22 protein-coding genes are annotated in these 20,438 nt (G+C 34.0%); 12 read left to right on the top strand and 10 right to left on the bottom strand.

Annotation, left to right across the window (positions count from 1 at the left end; all coding sequences use genetic code 11):
• Positions 1-105: 105 nt before the first annotated feature.
• The 3 genes from L987_RS03160 to L987_RS03150 all read right to left on the bottom strand — a co-directional run bounded on the left by L987_RS03160 (position 106) and on the right by L987_RS03150 (position 3,885).
• Positions 106-1,326 (bottom strand): Nramp family divalent metal transporter, encoded by a 1,221-nt coding sequence (locus tag L987_RS03160; protein ID WP_047502882.1) that lies wholly within the window; start codon positions 1,324-1,326, stop codon positions 106-108.
• Positions 1,327-1,343: 17 nt separating this feature from the next.
• The gene (locus tag L987_RS03155; protein WP_047502881.1) at positions 1,344-2,288 is read right to left on the bottom strand and encodes an agmatinase family protein; all 945 of its coding nucleotides are present in this window, start codon (positions 2,286-2,288) and stop codon (positions 1,344-1,346) included.
• Between the two features lie 352 nt (positions 2,289-2,640).
• The gene (locus L987_RS03150) at positions 2,641-3,885 is read right to left on the bottom strand and encodes a Glu/Leu/Phe/Val family dehydrogenase (RefSeq protein ID WP_011303805.1); all 1,245 of its coding nucleotides are present in this window, start codon (positions 3,883-3,885) and stop codon (positions 2,641-2,643) included.
• 289 nt (positions 3,886-4,174) lie between these two features.
• Between L987_RS03150 and L987_RS03145 the strand changes: the two genes are divergently transcribed.
• The 4 genes from L987_RS03145 (at position 4,175) to L987_RS03130 (ending at position 8,777) form a co-directional block, all read left to right on the top strand.
• A complete protein-coding gene (locus L987_RS03145) occupies positions 4,175-5,512 on the top strand; it encodes an amino acid permease (protein WP_002484114.1) in 1,338 nt (445 codons plus the stop codon).
• Complete coding sequence (gene mmuM, locus L987_RS03140; protein ID WP_047502878.1) at positions 5,513-6,418, top strand: homocysteine S-methyltransferase; 906 nt, start codon at positions 5,513-5,515, stop codon at positions 6,416-6,418.
• Positions 6,419-6,828: 410 nt separating this feature from the next.
• Positions 6,829-8,220, top strand: a complete 1,392-nt coding sequence (locus tag L987_RS03135; RefSeq protein WP_047502877.1) for an amino acid permease — start codon at positions 6,829-6,831, stop codon at positions 8,218-8,220.
• An 80-nt stretch (positions 8,221-8,300) separates the two neighbouring features.
• Positions 8,301-8,777 (top strand): SRPBCC family protein, encoded by a 477-nt coding sequence (locus tag L987_RS03130; protein WP_002484111.1) that lies wholly within the window; start codon positions 8,301-8,303, stop codon positions 8,775-8,777.
• A 95-nt stretch (positions 8,778-8,872) separates the two neighbouring features.
• On the opposite strand, the gene L987_RS14280 is transcribed toward L987_RS03130, so the two are convergent.
• A complete protein-coding gene (locus L987_RS14280; protein ID WP_256104232.1) occupies positions 8,873-9,004 on the bottom strand; it encodes a hypothetical protein in 132 nt (43 codons plus the stop codon).
• A gap of 272 nt (positions 9,005-9,276) precedes the next feature.
• Here L987_RS14280 and L987_RS03125 point away from each other — a divergent pair, with 272 nt between their 5' ends.
• Positions 9,277-9,630, top strand: a complete 354-nt coding sequence (locus tag L987_RS03125; protein WP_047502875.1) for a zinc ribbon domain-containing protein YjdM — start codon at positions 9,277-9,279, stop codon at positions 9,628-9,630.
• Positions 9,631-9,742: 112 nt separating this feature from the next.
• Here L987_RS03125 and L987_RS03120 read toward each other — a convergent pair whose 3' ends face one another.
• Entirely contained in the window at positions 9,743-10,927 is a 1,185-nt protein-coding gene (locus L987_RS03120) for an MFS transporter (protein ID WP_047502873.1), read from the bottom strand.
• Positions 10,928-11,050: 123 nt separating this feature from the next.
• On the opposite strand from L987_RS03120, the gene L987_RS03115 reads away from it, so the two are divergent.
• Positions 11,051-11,941, top strand: coding sequence for a LysR family transcriptional regulator (locus L987_RS03115; RefSeq protein ID WP_047502871.1), 891 nt, complete (start codon positions 11,051-11,053; stop codon positions 11,939-11,941).
• A 291-nt stretch (positions 11,942-12,232) separates the two neighbouring features.
• On the opposite strand, the gene L987_RS03110 is transcribed toward L987_RS03115, so the two are convergent.
• A complete protein-coding gene (locus L987_RS03110; protein WP_047502869.1) occupies positions 12,233-12,874 on the bottom strand; it encodes a FusD family fusidic acid resistance EF-G-binding protein in 642 nt (213 codons plus the stop codon).
• A gap of 381 nt (positions 12,875-13,255) precedes the next feature.
• Between L987_RS03110 and L987_RS03105 the strand changes: the two genes are divergently transcribed.
• Both L987_RS03105 and L987_RS03100 read left to right on the top strand, forming a co-directional pair.
• Positions 13,256-14,218 (top strand): NAD-dependent epimerase/dehydratase family protein, encoded by a 963-nt coding sequence (locus L987_RS03105; protein WP_047502866.1) that lies wholly within the window; start codon positions 13,256-13,258, stop codon positions 14,216-14,218.
• A gap of 306 nt (positions 14,219-14,524) precedes the next feature.
• The gene (locus L987_RS03100; RefSeq protein WP_047502864.1) at positions 14,525-15,601 is read left to right on the top strand and encodes a branched-chain amino acid aminotransferase; all 1,077 of its coding nucleotides are present in this window, start codon (positions 14,525-14,527) and stop codon (positions 15,599-15,601) included.
• An 87-nt stretch (positions 15,602-15,688) separates the two neighbouring features.
• Here the strand turns inward: L987_RS03100 and L987_RS03095 are convergent, their stop codons facing one another.
• Together L987_RS03095 and L987_RS03090 are read right to left on the bottom strand one after the other, a co-directional pair.
• Positions 15,689-15,907, bottom strand: coding sequence for a hypothetical protein (locus L987_RS03095; protein ID WP_047502861.1), 219 nt, complete (start codon positions 15,905-15,907; stop codon positions 15,689-15,691).
• 46 nt (positions 15,908-15,953) lie between these two features.
• Positions 15,954-16,178 (bottom strand): hypothetical protein, encoded by a 225-nt coding sequence (locus L987_RS03090; RefSeq protein ID WP_047502859.1) that lies wholly within the window; start codon positions 16,176-16,178, stop codon positions 15,954-15,956.
• A gap of 218 nt (positions 16,179-16,396) precedes the next feature.
• On the opposite strand from L987_RS03090, the gene L987_RS03085 reads away from it, so the two are divergent.
• Together L987_RS03085 and L987_RS03080 are read left to right on the top strand one after the other, a co-directional pair.
• Complete coding sequence (locus tag L987_RS03085; RefSeq protein WP_011303792.1) at positions 16,397-17,089, top strand: HAD family hydrolase; 693 nt, start codon at positions 16,397-16,399, stop codon at positions 17,087-17,089.
• An 85-nt stretch (positions 17,090-17,174) separates the two neighbouring features.
• Entirely contained in the window at positions 17,175-17,564 is a 390-nt protein-coding gene (locus tag L987_RS03080; RefSeq protein ID WP_047502857.1) for a hypothetical protein, read from the top strand.
• Between the two features lie 72 nt (positions 17,565-17,636).
• On the opposite strand, the gene L987_RS03075 is transcribed toward L987_RS03080, so the two are convergent.
• Together L987_RS03075 and L987_RS03070 are read right to left on the bottom strand one after the other, a co-directional pair.
• Entirely contained in the window at positions 17,637-18,299 is a 663-nt protein-coding gene (locus L987_RS03075; protein ID WP_047502855.1) for a deoxynucleoside kinase, read from the bottom strand.
• Positions 18,292-18,909, bottom strand: a complete 618-nt coding sequence (locus tag L987_RS03070; protein WP_002484098.1) for a deoxynucleoside kinase — start codon at positions 18,907-18,909, stop codon at positions 18,292-18,294. The genes L987_RS03075 and L987_RS03070 overlap by 8 nt, the downstream gene beginning before the upstream one ends.
• Before the next feature lie 64 nt (positions 18,910-18,973).
• Between L987_RS03070 and tadA the strand changes: the two genes are divergently transcribed.
• The gene (gene tadA / locus L987_RS03065) at positions 18,974-19,465 is read left to right on the top strand and encodes a tRNA adenosine(34) deaminase TadA (protein ID WP_047502853.1); all 492 of its coding nucleotides are present in this window, start codon (positions 18,974-18,976) and stop codon (positions 19,463-19,465) included.
• A 100-nt stretch (positions 19,466-19,565) separates the two neighbouring features.
• Complete coding sequence (locus L987_RS03060) at positions 19,566-20,438, top strand: HAD family hydrolase (RefSeq protein ID WP_011303788.1); 873 nt, start codon at positions 19,566-19,568, stop codon at positions 20,436-20,438.

Below are 20,438 nucleotides of genomic sequence, written 5' to 3'. Positions count from 1 at the left end.
GTACTTATAAGTAGTGACAAAGTTGAAGGTAATAGGTTTTGCCTAATTTGAGATTTAAAAGCCCAAGTTAAGTTTTCAATAACTCAACTTGGGCTTTTTGAATATTTAAGACATAAAACTCAAAATCGCATCTATCAAGCTATAAAGGCCTAAGAATGTAACGACAAGTACCACAATACCCCCGATTATATTGAGCCATAGCGTATTTACGTAATGACCCATCAAGTTTTTCTTATTAATTATGATGAAAATAAGAATGGCCACAATAGGTAAGATAATACCATTTAATGCTTGGGCCACAAGTAGCACTTGAAGCGGTTCAAAGCCTAAAGCTGAAGTAATAATACCGATAATGATGATGATCGTAAAAACAGTCTTATATTTCTTACTTTGCATCCCGCCTTGCCAACCTAATAAACTACTGATCGTTGCAGCGGCGCCTGCAGGTGATGCAATAGCTGAAGAGAGTCCAGCTGCAAATAATCCGATACTGATGGCGAATGGTGCTGCATTTCCAAGTACAGGTTCAAGCGGACCAGCGAGTTGAATCACACTTGTCACTTCTTTACCTTGTATTAAAGTAGCAGCAGCAATTAATATAGCTGCTGAAATAATACCACCAATAGAAATTGAAATGACGGTGTCCCAACGTGCATATTTTAATTCTTTAATATTGCCAAAACGTTCATGTACTGCAGTTGAATGTATAAAGAAATTGTATGGAACCACGGTAGTCCCGATCAGTGCGATGATTGTGATAATAGATCCGTTTGGAATTGTAGGCACAAACACACCTTTTAAAATACCAACAATATCTGGTTGAATTACTATCATCGTAGTAATAAAGATAATGCCCATAATAACCATAAGTACAAGCATAATTTTTTCTAAAAAACGATAGTTGCCAAATAACCCAATGAGTAAAATGATGATACCGATGACAGGTGCTACCCAATGCTCTGGTAAATTTAATAAATAAGAAGCACCTAACGAAGTCCCGATTAAGTCACCACTGATATAGGCAGCACAACCAATTGTAACTGCTATTAATGTAAACCATACAATGATAAGTTTACCGACTCTATGTTTAAATAAATCTTGTATTGCTTCACCTAAACCTTCACGTGTGACGAGAGATAAGCGAATGATCATTTCCTGCAGCACAATTGTGGCTACAATAGAAAATACAACGGCCCACAATAAACTATAACCGAAACCGGCACCACCTTGTGTCATTGTGGTCACTGTACCTGGACCGATAAATGAGGCAGTGATAATCATTCCGGGACCGAGTGATCTTAAAATCTTCCCAGCTTCTTTAAACAATAGCACCACTCCTCAAATTATTTTGTTTGATTTAAATAAGCGACGTGGCCAGCAAGTACATATAACACTGCTGTAGAGACAAAATGAGCTGAGTTTTGATTGGCATCCATCATAGGATATACTTCCACGTAGTCCATGCCACAAAGGCCTAGTTTTCCGAATTCATGAATCATCGTAAGGAGTTCATAAGAAGATAACCCATTACCATCGACAGGACCACCAGGATTAAAGGCGAAGTCAAGTACATCACTACAGATAGTTAGGTAGACAACATCTACATCCTTGCTCGCTTGCGCGTAGATTTCGTGTGCATATGTTTTCAAGTCTTTAGCCGCTCGAATATCATTAATAGTTAAAGTTACTGCACCAGCTTCTTGTGCGAAGCGACCAGTTTCAGGCTTATTTCTAGGACCGTGTATACCAGTGTGAATAATACTTTCGTTGCGTATACCATCCGTTTCATAAAGTCTCATAAAAGGGGTGTTACGCGCATAAGGTTCACCTTCGTAATCAGGCATGTTGTCATAGTGCGCATCTAAATGAATGATGCCTACTTTTTTGCCTGTTTCCGTTAGTGCTTTCAGTATTGGATATGTCACACCATGCTCTCCACCAAAGCCAACTAAGAATTTACCACTATCCCAAAGCTTTTTAGCGAAATCACTAATATTGTCGTAACTTTGTTTATTATCGTGTGCTACAAAGGGCACATCACCAACGTCTCCCATCGTTAGGTGTTCACTGATATCAATGTGATTGAGCTCAGGTAAATATTGACTATAGCGAGCTGAACAAACACGAATTTGTTTCGGGCCCAATTCTACACCCGTATAATCGCCCCAAGTACTTTCACCTTCAAATGGTGCGCCATAAACGATGACGTCTGTATCTAATGTATTTGTCTGATTGAGATTCTTACTATTTAAAAAACACGGTACATTACCATAAATATTGTTCTTCATAATTGTACATCCTCCCTTTTGTTGTAAATAAGTATATAGATTATTAATTTGTATTTCAAATAAATCAGAAAATTCTAATTTTTGAAAAGTGAAGATATACTTAAATATTAAGAGGATAGCAATGAAGGTGTGATGGAGCAGCTTAAAATAAAAAAGTGAACCTCAGATATAACAATGAAGCGCAATAAATACAGCGAATATGGAAAACACTTAGATGCTATAACAAAAAAGCTATGAAGTCATCTCGCGTCATAGATGACTTCATAGCTAAGTTAAGTATATTATGAAAATTTGATTGATAACAATACATCATTTGATTATTCGTCGGATATAGTCCCTTAATATATAGGAATTATGCCCAACCACGGAAACGAGATGCTTCGGCAGTTCGTTTAATACCTAAGACATAGGCAGCTAAACGCATATCCATTTTTCTATCTTCTGCTAAATCATATATCGTATTAAACGCTTCAACCATTTTATCGCGTAATTTTGTGTTTACTTCTTCTTCTGACCAATAATAACCTTGATTATTTTGTACCCATTCGAAATAAGATACTGTTACACCACCAGCACTCGCAAGCACATCTGGAATAATTAAGACGCCGCGCTCAGTTAAAATACGTGTTGCTTCTGGTGTCGTTGGGCCATTTGCGGCTTCTGCTATAATTTTTGCTTTAATATGATGTGCATTCACTTCGTTAATTTGATTTGAAAGTGCGGCAGGAACTAAAATATCGCAATCGACTTCAAATAATTGTTCATTAGGAATAACGTTGTCATACAAATGTGTAACGCGGCCGTGTTGTTCCTTTAATTCAACGAGTCGGTCTACATCTAACCCATTAGAATCATGTAATGCACCAAAACTTTCAGAAATAGCTACAATTTTAGCGCCCATATCGTGTAAAATTTTTGCGATAAAGCTACCCGCATTACCGAAACCTTGAATTGCTACACGAGAGCCTTTAATGTCAATGTTTTTACGCTTGGTCGCTTCTTCAATTGTGATTACTGCACCTAATGCAGTTGCACGATTTCGTCCTTGTGAACCGCCTAATGAAAGTGGTTTACCTGTAATAAATGCAAACGCATTTGAGCGATTAATCTTACTATATTCATCCATCATCCAAGACATAATTTGGGGGTTTGTATAAACGTCTGGTGCTGGAATGTCACTTTCGGGACCAACAAATTGAGAAATTGCACGAACATAGCCACGAGATAAACGCTCTAGTTCTTGGTTACTCATTTGTCGTGGATCGCAAATAATACCCCCTTTACCGCCACCAAATGGAAGGTTAGTGATACCACATTTCATAGTCATCCACATAGATAGTGCTTTGACTTCTTCTTTATTAACATCAGGATGGAAACGAATACCACCTTTAGTAGGACCTACAGCATGATTGTGTTGGGCACGGTAGCCCGTAAACGTTTTTACAGTACCGTCATCCATGCGAATAGGGATGCGGACTTCTAAAAATCTTAAAGGTTCTTTTATAAGTTCGTACATACCTTCATCAAAACCTAATTTATGTAAAGCTTCTTTGGTAATTTCTTGAGTAGAAGTTACTAAGTCATTATATTCTGTCATTATAAAACTCCTCTATTTATTACTTAGATATTTAAAGTGATACATAGTTTATGTTAATAGCGTTGAGAATGAAAAGCAATACAAAGATCTGAATTTTTATAAAAGTTCGAAAATTCAGTTAATGTAATAACGCTTTCTTTTAAGCTGGATGAATAAACTCAATTAATAATTTAGCAGTGGGATATCAAAGATACTATAACTTACTATTGACTAAATTTTCAGAAATCAATAAAATGTTTAATTATATCAAAAATCTATATTGAGTACTTAAAGATAAGGAGCACATTCAATGGAACAAACATCATTTAAACGTGCCATGAAACAGCGCCATCTCATGTTATTAAGCTTTGGTGGCGTTATTGGTACAGGATTATTTTTAAGTTCTGGGTATACTTTACAACAAGCTGGACCTCTAGGGACTGTCTTATCTTATATAGTAGGTTCAATACTTGTTTATCTCGTCATGCTTTGTTTAGGACAATTGGCTATTAAACACCCTGTGACAGGTGGTTTTCATACATATGCGAGTAAATATATACATCCATCTATTGGCTACATTGTTGCGTGGTTTTATTGGTTGACCTGGACAGTAGCATTAGGTTCTGAATTTACAGCAGTGGGTATTTTGATGCAAAGGTGGTTTCCTGAAATACCTGAATATATCTTTGCTGCAAGTGCAATTATATTAGTATTAATTTTTAATATCATATCGACACGCTTTTATGCAGAAGTTGAATTTTATTTTTCTTTAGTTAAAGTGGTTACTATTATTGTATTTATTATCTTAGGCATATGTGTCATTTTAGGTTTGATACATTACAATGGTTATGAAGGTATACATACAGTGACTAACAGATATACGAATCCTACTTTTCCTAATGGTATAGGTGCGGTGTTCTTAACGATGTTAGCAGTGAATTACGCATTTAGTGGCACGGAATTGATCGGTATTGCTGCGGGAGAAACTGAAAATCCTAAACAAGTCATTCCTAAAGCGATACGTGCAACTTTATGGCGCTTAATTATCTTTTTTATCGGTACAATGGTTATTATTTCTATTTTAATTCCAAGTTATCAAGGGAAATCTTTGGAAAGTCCATTTGTAGTCATCTTTCAAAAAATGGGGATACCTTACGCTGGAGATATCATGAATCTAGTCATTATCACAGCCTTATTATCTGCCGCTAATTCTGGATTATATGCAGCAAGTAGAATGATATGGAGTTTAGCCAATGAAGGGGTATTTCCAAAATGGTTCGGACAGTTGAATAAATATCGCATGCCTATCAACGCAACATTATTTAGTATGGTAGGTGGTCTGTTGGCTTTATTATCAAGCATCTATGCAGCGGATTCACTCTATGTTGTGCTGGTGTCCATTGCAGGACTCGCTGTAGTCATCGTGTGGATGAGTATATGTGTTGCTTATTTCAATGCTAAAAGGTATGATCCTAGCCTTAAAATTCATCAATCTATACCTATTATAGGATTTATTTTATGTTTAGTTTCATGTATAGGAATGGTTTTTGATTCTAATCAGGCACCTGCACTTTATTTCGGTGTACCATTCGCTGTCATAGCACTCATATATTATTTCATTAAGTATCATAAGAAAAGAGGTAATTAAATGCGGTTATTAGAAAAATTGAAAGCTCAATCGCCATTGGTACTAGATGGCGGTTTGGCAACAACATTAGAACAAGCAGGCTGTAGTTTGAAAACTTCATTATGGTCCAGTGAAGTTTTAAAAAATAACCCTACACAAATTAAACAAGCACATCAAGCATTTACGGATGTGGGGGCAGACATATTGCTTACAAGTACGTATCAAGCGAGTTACCAAACTTTTTCTGATATTGGGATGAAGGCAACTGAAATAGATCAGCTATATAATACTGCAGTAAATCAAATTATGGAAGCCACGACGGATACACAAGTTATCGTGGGTAGCTTAGGGCCATACGGTGCCTATTTAAGTGATGGTTCTGAGTACACAGGTGCATACGATTTAAGTAAGGAAGATTATTTTCAATTCCATAAAACGCGTATAGAAGCATTGGTTAAAAGAGGCATCAATGATTTTGTATTTGAGACCGTGCCTAATTTCGAGGAAATTAAAGCGATTGTTGAATATATTGTGCCACATTATACAAATCAGACATTTTGGTTATCTGTCACAGTTAATGAAGACGGTGATTTATCTGATGACACAGAATTTGAAAAGTTATGTGCTTATATTAAGCAATATGCTGAACGCATACCGGTGTTTGGTATTAATTGTTCATCCGTCGCGGGTATAAATAAAGCTATAAGCAAAGGACTGAAAAATGTACCTCAAACAATAGCGCTTTATCCTAATGGCGGTGCACAGTACAATGCAGTGGAGAAAGAATGGGAAAGTGTAGGTAATCAAGGTTTAATTGTTGAACAAATACCTGATTGGTTAGACCAAGGCGTCAAGATTGTTGGAGGGTGTTGTCAAACAACACCAGAGAACATTAAATCTATTAAAGAGGCTATAGAAACGCAATAAGTGCTTATAAAATATTTGTTCAAAGGTACGTTCATCGTATGTGAAATCAGAGCACACTTTTTATTTTAACGATGTCGTTAAGTAATAAAAGTGTGCTATTTTTTATTTCATCAAGGCACATGATATTTAATGGTTAAAAAAGAAATTCAAATATTAAAAATGAGATTATAGTTTATTGTTTTAATCAATTAAAGAGTTAAAAAATCAAAAATGTAAAAATACAAAATTATCAAAAATGATTTATAGCATTAGTTGTAATTTTCAGAAAAAAAGAATATTATACAACCAAGCATTATTGAGATATATGCATGTAATCATTACATTAGTTTATTAATCGATAACAAAGGGGCCAATAAGCTAAGGCGATATATTAATGATGCTTTAAAACAATTGGAATTGGGGCAAGATTTATGACAAATACTTTGAACAGAGAGTTGAGTAATAGACATATTCAACTTATTGCGATTGGTGGAGCTATTGGAACTGGCTTATTTTTAGGGGCTGGTCAGTCCATTAGTTTAACGGGGCCATCGATTTTACTCACTTATATTATTGTCGGTTTTGTATTGTTTATGTTTATGCGTGCAATGGGTGAGATGTTACTTTCTAATACAGAATATAAAACATTTGCAGATATTGCGCACGATCAGATTGGTCCGTTTGCAGGATTTGTAACCGGGTGGACGTATTGGTTAACTTGGATTACTTCAGGGATGGCAGAAATTACTGCAGTTGCAAAATATGTAGAATTTTGGATACCCGATTTACCAAATTGGATCACATCTTTGTCTTGTATATTGATTCTTATGGCTTTTAATTTAACAAGTACAAAAATGTTTGGTGAATTAGAATTTTGGTTTGCAATTATAAAAGTTGTAACAATCATTGCATTGATAGTTATTGGTATTGTCATGATTGTATTTGCAATTCAAACACCTTTTGGTAAGACGGGGGTCTCTAATGTTTATAATAATGGTGGTTGGTTCCCTCATGGTGCATCTGGCTTTTTCATGTCATTCCAAATGGTTGTCTTTTCATTTACAGGTATTGAAATATTAGGTATAACAGCTGGAGAAACAAAAAATCCTGAAAAAACGATACCGAAAGCAATTAACAGTGTACCAATCAGAATATTATTATTTTATGTTGGTGCATTAGCGGTGATGATGTCCATTATTCCATGGCAAGATATTGATCCAAATAATAGTCCATTTGTAAGTTTATTTGCACTTATTGGTGTGCCATTTGCAGCGGGGTTAATAAACTTTGTGGTATTAACTGCAGCATCATCGGCATGTAATAGTGGTATATTTGCAAATAGTAGAATCTTATTTGGGTTATCTGAGAAAAAACAAACACATCATTTATTAATGAAAACAAATAAAAAAGGTGTGCCTTATATAGCAATATTGGTAACATGCGCTTTGTTATCTATTACGGTGTTATTAAATTATTTAATACCGAACGCAACACAAGTGTTCTTTTATGTCACAGCAATTTCAACAATTTTATTAGTCGCTGTATGGATGTTTATTGTTCATGCCTATGCAAAATACGTTAAAACACATCCTGAATTACATAAAAAGAGTGACTTTAAATTGCCCGGTGGTATTCATATGGCAAGAATGGTACAGCTATTCTTTGTATTCGTATTGATTATCTTACTTGTTGTACCAGAAACAAGAATGGGTGTTGTATTATCACCACTGTGGTTTATCTTACTTGGCTTGATTTATTTAAGATATACAAGAAAAGCGCGTAAATTAGAAGTGAATAACCGATCAGACCTAGGATTAAAATAAAATAAGATGGGAATAGCAGTATTATCAATTCATATGTGTTTCAAAATGAGGCGATTGTAAATCGAAAGGGGCATATTCATATGGAAGCTGTATATTCTAAAGATGAACAAGGTGCATATCAAACATTAAAAATAATCATTGAACAAGATGTAGCAACAGTGTTTAAACTTTTAAGCACAACGGAAGGTATTCAACAATGGTTTCCACAATTATCATTTGAAGACCGTCAAGTTGGTGGTAAGATGAAATTCCAAATGGATGGGCAAGACGACGAAGAAATGGAAATTACAGCCTTTGAAGAAAATGAAACAATTGGCTATACATGGGATATTGGTACAGTAAGGTTTGATTTACATGATACTGGTAAAGAAACGGTATTGATTTTCGATGAATGTTTACCGTTTGCATTTCCACATATTATACTTGATTTTGCAGGCTGGCAGTTCCAAATGGAAAACATTAAGCAGGTTGCTGAAACTGGATCATCTATAGATCAACAAGCATTAGATTTTGATAGTAAAAAGCAAGAAATTGCAGAGAAATTAAATTTAAAATAATTCTTAAATATACAAAAAAGCATCTGTCAGTACAATTAATGTACTGACAGATGCTTTTATTTAACAGTATTTAGATTCAAGATAATTTAGAAAGCTTAAAATTTATCTTTTAAGTCTTTGGCTTTATTTTGAGCTTGATCTTTAACTTCTTTTTGTTTATCTTTGTCGTTTTTCACTTCGTCTACTTTGTCTTTTGCTTGGTCTTTAAAATCATCAAATTTACTCATTATAAAAGCCTCCTTTATGATTTGTGACATAGGTACTTTTCCACTTATATCATTAAATAAACATTTTTCTGATTATTTTTTGGGAATTTAAAAAATAAAAATTGAATTTGAATTTATTTTTAGCATGAAATAAGCTTTGTAGCGGTTGTGGATGGCTGAAGAAAAAATAAAAAAACAGAACAAACTTTAATAAAAAAAGTGGAGAAAATAGAGTTTATATTTTATAATATGGTAGATTATCAGCTAAATAATAACTTATCGGAGGTTTAATTATGGAATATACTTTACCTAATTGCCCAAAATGTGAATCTAGTTACACATATGAAGATGGTAACCTACTTGTTTGCCCAATGTGTGGTTACGAATGGTCTGAAACTGAAAATAAAGAAAATATGGAAACGCAAATTACAAGAGATGTGAATGGTCATGAACTAGTAGATGGTGATTCGGTCACTGTGATTAAAGATTTGAAAGTAAAAGGCACTTCATTTGTCATAAAACAAGGTACTAAAGTGAAAAGTATCCGTATCGTAGAACCTGAAGATGGTCACGATATTGATGCTAAAGTGGATAAGATTGGTCTAGTTGGATTGAAATCGTCACTTGTTAAAAAATTAAAAAACTAATATTGGATAAAAATAGGGAGTGCCGCAGAAATGTTATTTTGCGGCACTCCATTGTTATATGTTACTTTTAATCATTTGATTTCTGTTGGATGTATTAATGATTATAAGTTTATCAATTGCTGGTGCTTGGGTAATGTATCGCTTTTCTACCATGCATAAAGTAGTAAAGGATAATGGATGCAATGACTACAATAGCCATCGTGATATATAGATAACGATATCCCATGATTGGCACCATGATACCTAATACGAATGGACCAATACCAGCGCCAAAGTCAGCAAACATGTAGAATGTTGAGGTTGCTAAACCAATTTTATCAACAGGTGATTGTTGAATGGCAATGGCTTGCGCACTTGGGACAATCGTTCCATAACCGATACCTACAAATATAGCTGAAATAAGTAACAATAGACTTGTGTGTGAGATTGCTAACAGTACTAAGCCAATTGCAAAGCTACATAACACAGGGTACATGACTTTATTTTCACCATAGGCATCATAAATTTTTCCTGTAAATGGACGTGTAACAAAGGTGCTGACTGCATAAACAATAAAGAAGAAACTAGATGCAGTCGCTAAATTTATTTGTTCCGTATAAACAGTTAAGAAAGACAATACGCTTGAATAAGCAATGCCGACGAATATAACGACAAATGAAATAGGTAGTGCTTCTTTTTGAATGTATGCACGAATGCCTTTATTTTCTGCTTCATCGTTGTTCTCAACAGGTGGTTTTGGTAATCCTTTAATAAATAGTGCGGCAATGAACGCAATGATGATGATAACCAAACTAACAATGAAAATAGATTCGAAACCGAATCGTTGGTTCAATACAATGCCACAAAAAGGACCAATTGCTGATGCTGTGGTAACACTGAGGGCGTAATAACCGATGCCCTCACCTTTACGTTTTTCAGGAATAATTCTTGATGAAATTGTTCCAGTTGCTGTCGAAGCCAAACCAAATGCTATCCCATGTAATAGGCGCACAAGCATTAATAAAAATAGACTGCTAATAAGGAAATATAAGCCAACGGTAATAATTGAAAAGATAATGCCGAATAGCAATACTTTTTTAGGTTGTAGATTGTCAATTACGCGCCCGGATGCTAAACGACCGAAAAGCATACCGATGATAAAGATACCGGCAGCTAAGCCACCCATACTTTCGGATGCATGGAATTTATCAATGGTAAATATAGTTACGGTAACAATTAACGTATAATGAATTAAATACATTAAAAAATTTACAAAGGTAATAGAGATAAAATCTTTCGACCAGAGTTTATCATACATAAGAAGACCATCCTTTAATTATTTTTTCATACACTATTTATTATAATGATTAACGTGTGCTAATGTAAAATTAGTATTTTTAATATTTATATAAGAAACGCTTATGTAAAAAGGGGTGAAGTTATGAATTTTGAACAATTAGCTTATGTTAAAAAAATTTATGAAACAGAATCCATCGTTCATGCTTCGGAAGCGATGCATATTAGTCAATCTGCAATGAGTCAATCGATTGCAAATTTAGAAGCAGAACTTGGCTATAAACTGTTTGATCGATCTCGAAAAGGTACGTTGCCAACTGAGGTAGGTAAAAAAATAATCCCTTTAATCATTGATATTTTAGAAGCAAAAACACATTTAATATCAGAGGTTGATGCCATGCATTCAAATATTGCAGGCTCACTTAAAATTGCGACGATACCGACATTATTTAACAAAATTATACCCAAAGCATTGTCTACCTTTAAAAAGGATTATCCACACATTGAGGTTGAAGTGATTGAAAGTGACAGAGACAAAATTATGAAAATGGTAGAGGACAATGAGGTGGATATTGGCTTAATTGGGAAGACTGAAAGTGAAACATTTGGGCAGACCATCGTCTCTAATTCGCTTAATATATCTACAAATTTCAGATTGATTGTACCTAAAAAATCTAAATTATCATTACAAGATACAGTTGAAATGGAAGCTATTCAACAATATTCATTTGTATTATATGACCGCAATTTTTATCATCATAATTTTAAGCAATTTGAAGATGAAAATGGTCCGCTGAAAATTGTTTTTCGTACAAATAATCCTAGCGTTTTGATAAAAACAGTATCTGAAGGGTTAGGTGTCAGTATTGTTTCTAGTTTGATGCTTGAAGATGATCCGTTTATTTTAAATGGTCTCATTGAAATGTTACCTATTGGTGCGCCTTTTGACTATTATATTTATTTTACTGCTATCACTCATTCCGATAGAACAAATGAACAAACGATTCGAACATTTATTGATTATTTAAGAAAGTGAGTATAAGGCCTAATAAAAACTGACTTTGTCGACAGTTTTTGTGCACGCTTTCCGCAGGCACCACCTTAGCCTGTAATCTTCGGTTAGCGTTTTTTTCAGAAGTCGTTCCTAATAACAGCCTTTATGATATGAAAAGCATAATACGCTACAAATTTAAAGGTATTGATAGTTATTTTAAGTAATAACATAAATATGACAATAGACAAATCCGACACATGAATAGGGTGTTTTGTCTATATCAAAAAAGGCCCTAATACAATGACATATCATTGCATAGGGCATATTTTTGGTTTATTGAATCTTATTCAAAAAATGATGGAAGTGCGATAAATCGGATATTTGATGGTTACATAATGTGCTATCAAAACAAATGTAGTCACCTTTTTTGGTATATTGGCCATCATTGCCAGTACGTGTTTTTCGCATAAATAGAGCAACACGGGATTCTTTATTGCAAATAGAGTAGAAACCTTTGACAGTTTGGTTAGAAATGTCTCCGTATACACCGTTTAATTTTCCAAAGTTATCATAATAAATGATGAATTTTCTATTTGAAGCAATATCATTCCAACCGATATACGTACTTGTTTGTAGTACTTCATCACTGATAAGAGGTGTTTTTAGCTTTTTAACTTTTTTAAAAAGGTTAGTGACTTGCTTTTTACTCGGATGTTCAAATGGCTTAACATACATTTGTATGGTCGTTAAAATTTTTTGAGCTTGTTCTTTAGTTAGTTGTACATTCATGAGCTTTTCAACATTTGAACGAATTGTAGTGTCTCTCGAGTTAAATGTATTGAGTATTTCATCGCGTGTGATATCTTTGATTGAAGCGATTGTATTGGGATCGTTGACCGAATTATAAGCATTGACTAAATGTGCAACGCGTTCTTTTATATAATTAAATTGATAAGGGTAAAGTTGTTTTTCCATTTTTTATTAGTTCCTCTCACATAAATATAGCTTACATGCATAAGTTAGATGCCTTGTGATAAGGAATTAGATTACAAAGCATCGACTACGTTAATCGAACACTTTGTATTAATAATGTAGCATTTTTGTGCAACATGTCATCATCTCCATAAATATTTAATAATTATCTTATAACAGTCTATCGTATATGTGTCAAATCCGCTTTAATAACATAATATTGAAATCGCAATCAATTATTGTGTGGACTATATATTTTTAAAATAAATGTCCTTTCGATATATACAATAAAGCGTTTTTATAATATAATATAGGTGAAAATAAGTTTATTGTCCACGAGGTAAATACATTACAGTTTCTGTAATATACAAGGGAGATAGAAATATGAAAAAAATTATGATTACTGGTGCATTAGGACAAATTGGAACTGAGTTAGTTGTAAAATGTAGAACATTATATGGAAATGACAATGTCTTAGCCACTGACATTAGAGAATCTGAAGAAGGCTCTGCACTAAAAAATGGCCCATTTGAAATTTTAGATGTGACAGACAAAGCACGTATGGATGAATTAGTCGAATCATTCAAACCAGACACAATGATGCATATGGCTGCATTATTATCAGCAACTGCTGAAAAAAATCCATTATTTGCGTGGGACTTAAATATGGGTGGTTTAATGAATGCATTAGAAGTAGCACGTGAATATAAATTACAATTCTTTACACCAAGTTCTATTGGTGCTTTTGGTCCATCAACACCTAAAGTTAATACACCCCAAGTAACGATTCAACGTCCTACATCAATGTATGGTGTGAATAAAGTTGCTGGAGAATTACTATGCCAATATTACTTTGAAAAATTTGGTGTAGATACACGCAGCGTTAGATTCCCAGGTTTGATTTCACATATTAAAGAACCAGGTGGCGGTACGACAGATTATGCTGTAGATATTTATTTTAAAGCAGTTAGAGAAGGGCAATACTCAAGCTTTATCGCGAAAGATACATTTATGGATATGATGTTTATGGAAGATGCCATTAATGCGATTATCCAACTAATGGAAGCAGACGGCGTTAAATTAATTAATCGAAATGCTTATAATTTAAGTGCGATGAGTATTGAACCAGAAATGGTTAAAGAAGCGATTCAAGAATATTATCCAGACTTTAAATTAGACTACGATGTAGATCCGGTTAGACAATCCATCGCAGATAGTTGGCCTAATAGTATTGATGTAAGTTGTGCGAGAGCAGAATGGGGCTTCAATCCTCAATATGACTTAAGTGCAATGACTAAAGTGATGCTAGATGCTATTGAAGGCAAAGAGAAAGCAGAAGTAAAATAAAGCATACATTTTTTGAAGCTCGGACATAGTTTGATATACAGTTGTTAAGCATTTCACTATTTTAGGTGATGACATTAACGAAGTGTATGTCGACTATAGGTTCGGCTTCTTTTTTGTTTAAATAACAGCGATTTTAATACAAAATGCGAGCAATTAAACCATAAATTAATGTACGGACAGTGGTTTGATTATCCAAGATACATATTGTTGGTTTATTTGAAATTTTTTGAAAATTATTGAACACAGACTAGTGGATTGGTATAATTTAATATAATACTTAAGAATAAACATTGGGAGGAAGCAGTCATGTCAGAAAAAATTAAATTTGTACAACGTGAAACACTTAAAGAAAAACCGAATCCAAGTGAATTAGGTTTTGGGAAATACTTCACTGATTATATGTTGAGTTTCGACTATGATATCGATCAAGGATGGCATGATTTAAAAATTGTACCTTATGGTCCAATAGAAATTTCTCCAGCAGCACAAGGTATTCATTATGGTCAATCTGTATTTGAAGGTTTAAAAGCTTATAAACATAATGGAGAAGTTGATTTATTCCGTCCATCAGAGAACTTCAAGCGTATTAATAAATCGTTGGCACGCTTGGATATGCCACAAGTCGACGAAGAAGCGGTATTAGAAGGCTTGAAACAACTCGTAGATGTTGAACGTGATTGGGTACCAGAAGGTGAAGGACAATCATTATATATTCGTCCATATGTTTTTGCGACAGAAGGTATTTTAGGCGTACGTCCTTCATACTCTTATAAATTATTAATTATATTATCTCCATCGGGTTCATATTATGGTGGCGCATCACTCAATCCAACTAAAATCTATGTCGAAGATCAATATGTCCGTGCCGTACGCGGTGGCGTAGGTTATGCCAAAGTTGCAGGTAACTATGCGGCAAGCTTATTAGCGCAATCTAACGCGTCAGCTCAAGGTTATGATCAAGTACTTTGGTTAGATGGTGTTGAACAAAAATATGTTGAAGAAGTCGGAAGTATGAATATCTTCTTCGTTGAAAATGGTAAATTGGTAACACCTGAATTAAATGGTAGTATTTTACCTGGTATCACACGTAAGACAGTGATTGAGTTAGCTCAAAACTTAGGCTATGAAGTGGAAGAACGCAAAGTATCTATCGATGAATTGATTGAAGCGCACAATAAGGGCGAATTAACAGAAGTATTCGGTACAGGTACAGCAGCAGTCATTTCTCCAGTAGGTCAATTAAAATACGGTGAGACAGAAATCGTAATTAATAATAATGAAACTGGTGAAATCACACAAAACTTATATGATCATTATACTGGTATTCAAAGTGGTAAACTTGATGATCCACAAGGATGGAGAGTCGTAGTACCAAGATATTAAAATTGATCCTAAAAAGGTTGGTAACGCGCATGCGTTACCAACCTTTTTTATGATGATATCTATTTGAATGACGGCCGCTAATCGATATTAATTTTTTGAAATGTCATTCGCTACATCTTCGTTGATGCCTTCTTTAAAATTTTGTATGAATACATCGAGACTATCAAAAAAGCTAACAGCAAATAAGGATAAAATAATGACGGCAATGCCTTTATACCAACTTGACGGTGACATCGGTTTGTCCCTTTTCGAAAAATAAATAACGATTAAAATGCTAACGATAATAAAAGTAATTGCATAAATCATGATACGCTTACCCCTTTATTAATCGAATGAAAATAATTGTAGCTGGTTACTTTTGTGTGTTTTCTCTGTTTTCAGCTTGCTTTACGCCATTTTCTCCACCTTGCTTAATGTCATCTACATGATAGAATCCATTGACAATGACAATGACCATGGCAAATGCAATGACACCGATGCCTTTAAACCAACTTGATGGTGACATGGGTTCATCTCTTTTTGAAAAATAGATACCAATACATACTGCAATAATTACAAATACTATAAAGTAACCCATTTTAAAAACCCCCCTTGTAGTATTTAAATGTTTTTGCACAATTTATATTTTTTGACATTATGATAACATAATACGTATAGAACGCAAATTAAGTTAAGTATCAGATACATGCAATTAAATCAAATTCAGTTACAATATTTGTTTCGTGTGACATTTTTGTACTAAAATATAAAGCGTGAATTATTTTAATTAAGCGAAATTATAGGAGCTGTTCAAGCATGAAATGGATTTTATTTGATAAAGATGGCACGATTATATATTTTGATCGTAGTTGGATGAAGATTGGGCTACAATTAGTAGATGATTTTATGGAAAAGTATGATCAAGATATTGATGATAAGTCAGCAGCATATGCACATTTAGGTGTGGTTGACGGTGAAATACAGCCGGGTACAATCATGGCTTCAGGTGCACTGGATGAAATGGTGCAAGCGTTTTGTGATATTGCTGGTCAAGATGTCACAAAATGGGCACAAGCGCGCAGTCAAACTTTAGTAGATAATAGGGTGCCTGAAAATGTATTGGTTGAAGGTATCGAGGATACGTTAAAAACATTACAGAATCAAGGATATAAAATGGGCATTGTTACAAGTGATTCGAAAAAGGGTGTCGAGCAATTTTTAGAGATTACTCAATTTAATCACTTTTTTGATGTTATTATTTCAACCGAAGCGAATGCAGTCGAAAAGCCAAATCCAGAAGTATTAAATCCATTATTTAATCAATATGATGTTGCTCCTGAAGACGTCGCTATCGTTGGTGATACAGCAAATGATATGCAAACGGGTGTTAATGCACAGCTCGGATTAAAAGTTGCGGTGTTAACTGGTGTAGGATTAGCAGAGGAATTTACCCAAGCGGATTATACTGTAGAAACAGCAAATGATATCGTAAAAATATTAAAAAAATAGGCGCAGTGTCTAAAATATGTCATAATATGCTTAACGTATATTATGACTTTTTTAATATTTAATTTTAAATATTGAGGTGATCAAAATGATTGATGGGAAGTATGCAGATTATCATGGCGAGACGTTTAAAATTGTGGAAATGATAAGTAATGACGTGGTGTTGGTCACTGAAGATGAACGAGCGTTAGAGATAGGGTTTGAAGCTAAAACAATAAAACATTCTAAACATACATTATATTTTAAACAAGTAGCACGTGATGATATCGATGAGCTTTACGCATTATATCAAGAAGCGCGATATGGTGGTGCAATCTTTGATTTGTATCAAGATACGGAAGGTCAACTATATATCGGAACAGAAGACCAAGATAAGGCAAGTACCTTTGGTTTAGCGCAAACGGATGAACATTATTACAGTAAATATGTGACAGACGATGAAATTGAAAAAATTATTTACCGTAGCCATATTGAGTAATTTACTGTTATACGCATAAAAAGTCACTCCGACCAAAACCTAGTGGAGTGACTTTCTTTTAATATATTGAATTTAACGTTGATCGACTTTACGATATGTTTCGATGACGTTGCGAATTTTGTCAATAACTGGGTTGAGTGTTTCAGGATCTTCGTGCAGATCATATTCATTAATATTGACTCGAACAACTGGACAAGCATTAAACTCGCTAATCCAATCTTCATAACGTTGATATAATTTTTGCCAGTATGCGGTATCCGTTTCAATTTCCATTTGACGGCCACGTTGTTTAATACGATTGATGACATCGTTATAATCGCACTCTAAATAAATTAATACATCTGGTTTAGGGAAGTAAGGTGTCATGACCATTGCGTTAAACAATTCAGAATAAGTTTCAAAGTCTTCAGGACTCATCGTACCTTGTTCTTGATGCATTTTCGCAAAAATATCGACATCTTCATAAATAGAACGGTCTTGAATAAAACCGCCACCATATTCAAACATTCGTTTTTGTTCTTTGAAACGTTCTGCTAAAAAATAAATTTGTAAATGAAAACTCCAACGCTCAAAATCATTATAAAACTTATCCAGATAAGGGTTGTGGTCTACGTTTTCAAATGAAGTTCTAAAATTAAAGCGCTCTGCTAAAGCTTTTGTTAATGTTGATTTACCAACGCCTACAGTTCCGGCGATAGTAATGACAGCATCTTGCGGGATACCGTAATTATTCATGCTCATGTCCTCCAATCAGTGGCTTCACTAATTCTAAAATATAATTATAATCGTTCTCATACTTCATAAAATCAAGGTGTGTCGTATCAATACGTATGACGCGTTCACCATCGTTCTTTAAAGATTCGTAATAGTCATTGTAATCACGTTTTAAATTTAATAAATAATCATCTGCAATTTGATGTTCAAAGCTCCGATTACGGTGCGCAATACGTGATTTTAGTGTAGCCAAATCAGCGTCTAAAAAGATAATCATATTAGGCATTTCTAAATCTTCGGTTAAAATATCATAGATTCTTGAAAATTTATTGTATTCCGTCGTAGTTAAGGTATTATTTGCAAAAATTTTATTTTTATAAATATGGTAATCACTGACAATACCGTTTTCAATTAATGCGAGATCTTGAAATTGTTTATATCGATTACATAAAAAGAACATTTCTGTTTGAAAGCTCCATTTGGAAATATCTTCATAAAAATCTGATAAAAATGGATTTTCTGTGATAATTTCTTTTTCTTCATAATATTTATAAGTTTGACTAAGTTTATGTGCTAAAGAAGATTTTCCGACACCAATCGGACCTTCCACAGCAATAAATTGTTTTTTCATATTTACCGCTCCAATGTTAAAATAGACAATAAATATTGTACCATATGTGAGGTGTGTGAGATACATGACAAATCATGAATTTTATATGGAAGTTGCGATTGAAGAAGCAAAAAAAGCTGGCAATATAGGTGAAGTACCTATCGGTGCAATTATTGTAAAAAATGATGAAATTATTGCTAGAGCGCATAATTTACGTGAATCTGAACAAAATCCAACTGCACATGCTGAACATATTGCGATTCAACGCGCTGCAGCTGCTTTAGGAAGTTGGAGACTAGAAGGCTGTACTCTTTATGTAACTTTAGAACCGTGCGTGATGTGTGCGGGGAGTATAGTGATGAGTCGTATTCCTTCTGTGATATATGGAGCTAAGGACCCCAAAGGTGGGTGTGCCGGCAGTCTAATGAATCTGTTGCAAGAACCAAGATTTAATCATCGGGCAACAGTAGAATTTGGCATTTTAGAAGAATCTTGTAGTCAGTTATTAACTGCGTTTTTTAAAAATATAAGAAAAAATAAAAAAATCATTCGAACAGCCGATAATACAAAAAAGTAAACATTTGATAGAATATGAATATGTTACAAAATTATGACAAATGAGAATCATATATAATTGATTTTGTGTTATCGATCTTAGAAGAGAAAGAGGTAAACAAATGATAAATTTAATTGCTACAGATATGGATGGGACGTTACTAAATGCTGCACATGAAATATCGGAAGAAAATATAAAAGCTATAAAGTATGCACAATCCCAAGGTATTACAGTTGTTATAGCAACAGGGCGTGCTTTTTATGAGGCGAATTCTCCGGTAAATCAAACAGATTTAAAACTACCTTATATTTGCTTGAATGGTGCCGAAGTTAGAGATGAATCATTTAATATTATGAGTACATCCAATTTAAATCGTGAATTGAATAATCGAATTACAAATGAGTTAAAGTCAGAAGATATATATTATCAAGTATATACAAATTTAGGTATTTATACTGAAAATCCTCAACGAGACTTAGAAATCTATATCGATATTGCAGAACGTGCAGGTCAAAAAGCGGATGTTGAAAAGATTAAAGCAGGTATTCAAAAGCGTATTGATAATGGCACATTAAAAGTTGTAGATAATTATGACAAAATTGAGGATACACCGGGTGAAATTGTGATGAAAATATTGGCATTTGATAGTGATTTAGCAAAGATTGATCGTGTGAGTGAAAAATTAGCACAATCAGAAAGTCTTGCCATCTCATCCTCATCTAGAGGTAATATTGAAATCACACATTCAGATGCTCAAAAGGGCATTGCATTGGAAACAATTGCTGAGCGATTAAATATTGATATGGAAAACGTAATGGCCATTGGAGATAACATGAATGATATTTCTATGTTAGAGCGAGTAGGTTATTCGGTATCTATGGCAAATGCAGCACCAGAAGTAAAAGCAGTCGCGACGTACACAACGGATTCAAATGAAGAAAGTGGTGTCGGTAAAGCGATTATGAAACTACTTCAAGAAAATAACAAAAAATAG

It is taken from the genome of Staphylococcus sp. ZWU0021 (assembly GCF_000798895.1).
GTDB classification, from domain to species: Bacteria; Bacillota; Bacilli; order Staphylococcales; family Staphylococcaceae; genus Staphylococcus; species Staphylococcus saprophyticus.
The sequence above is the reverse complement of the archived record's forward strand: the minus strand, read 5'-3'. Positions and strand labels throughout refer to the sequence as shown.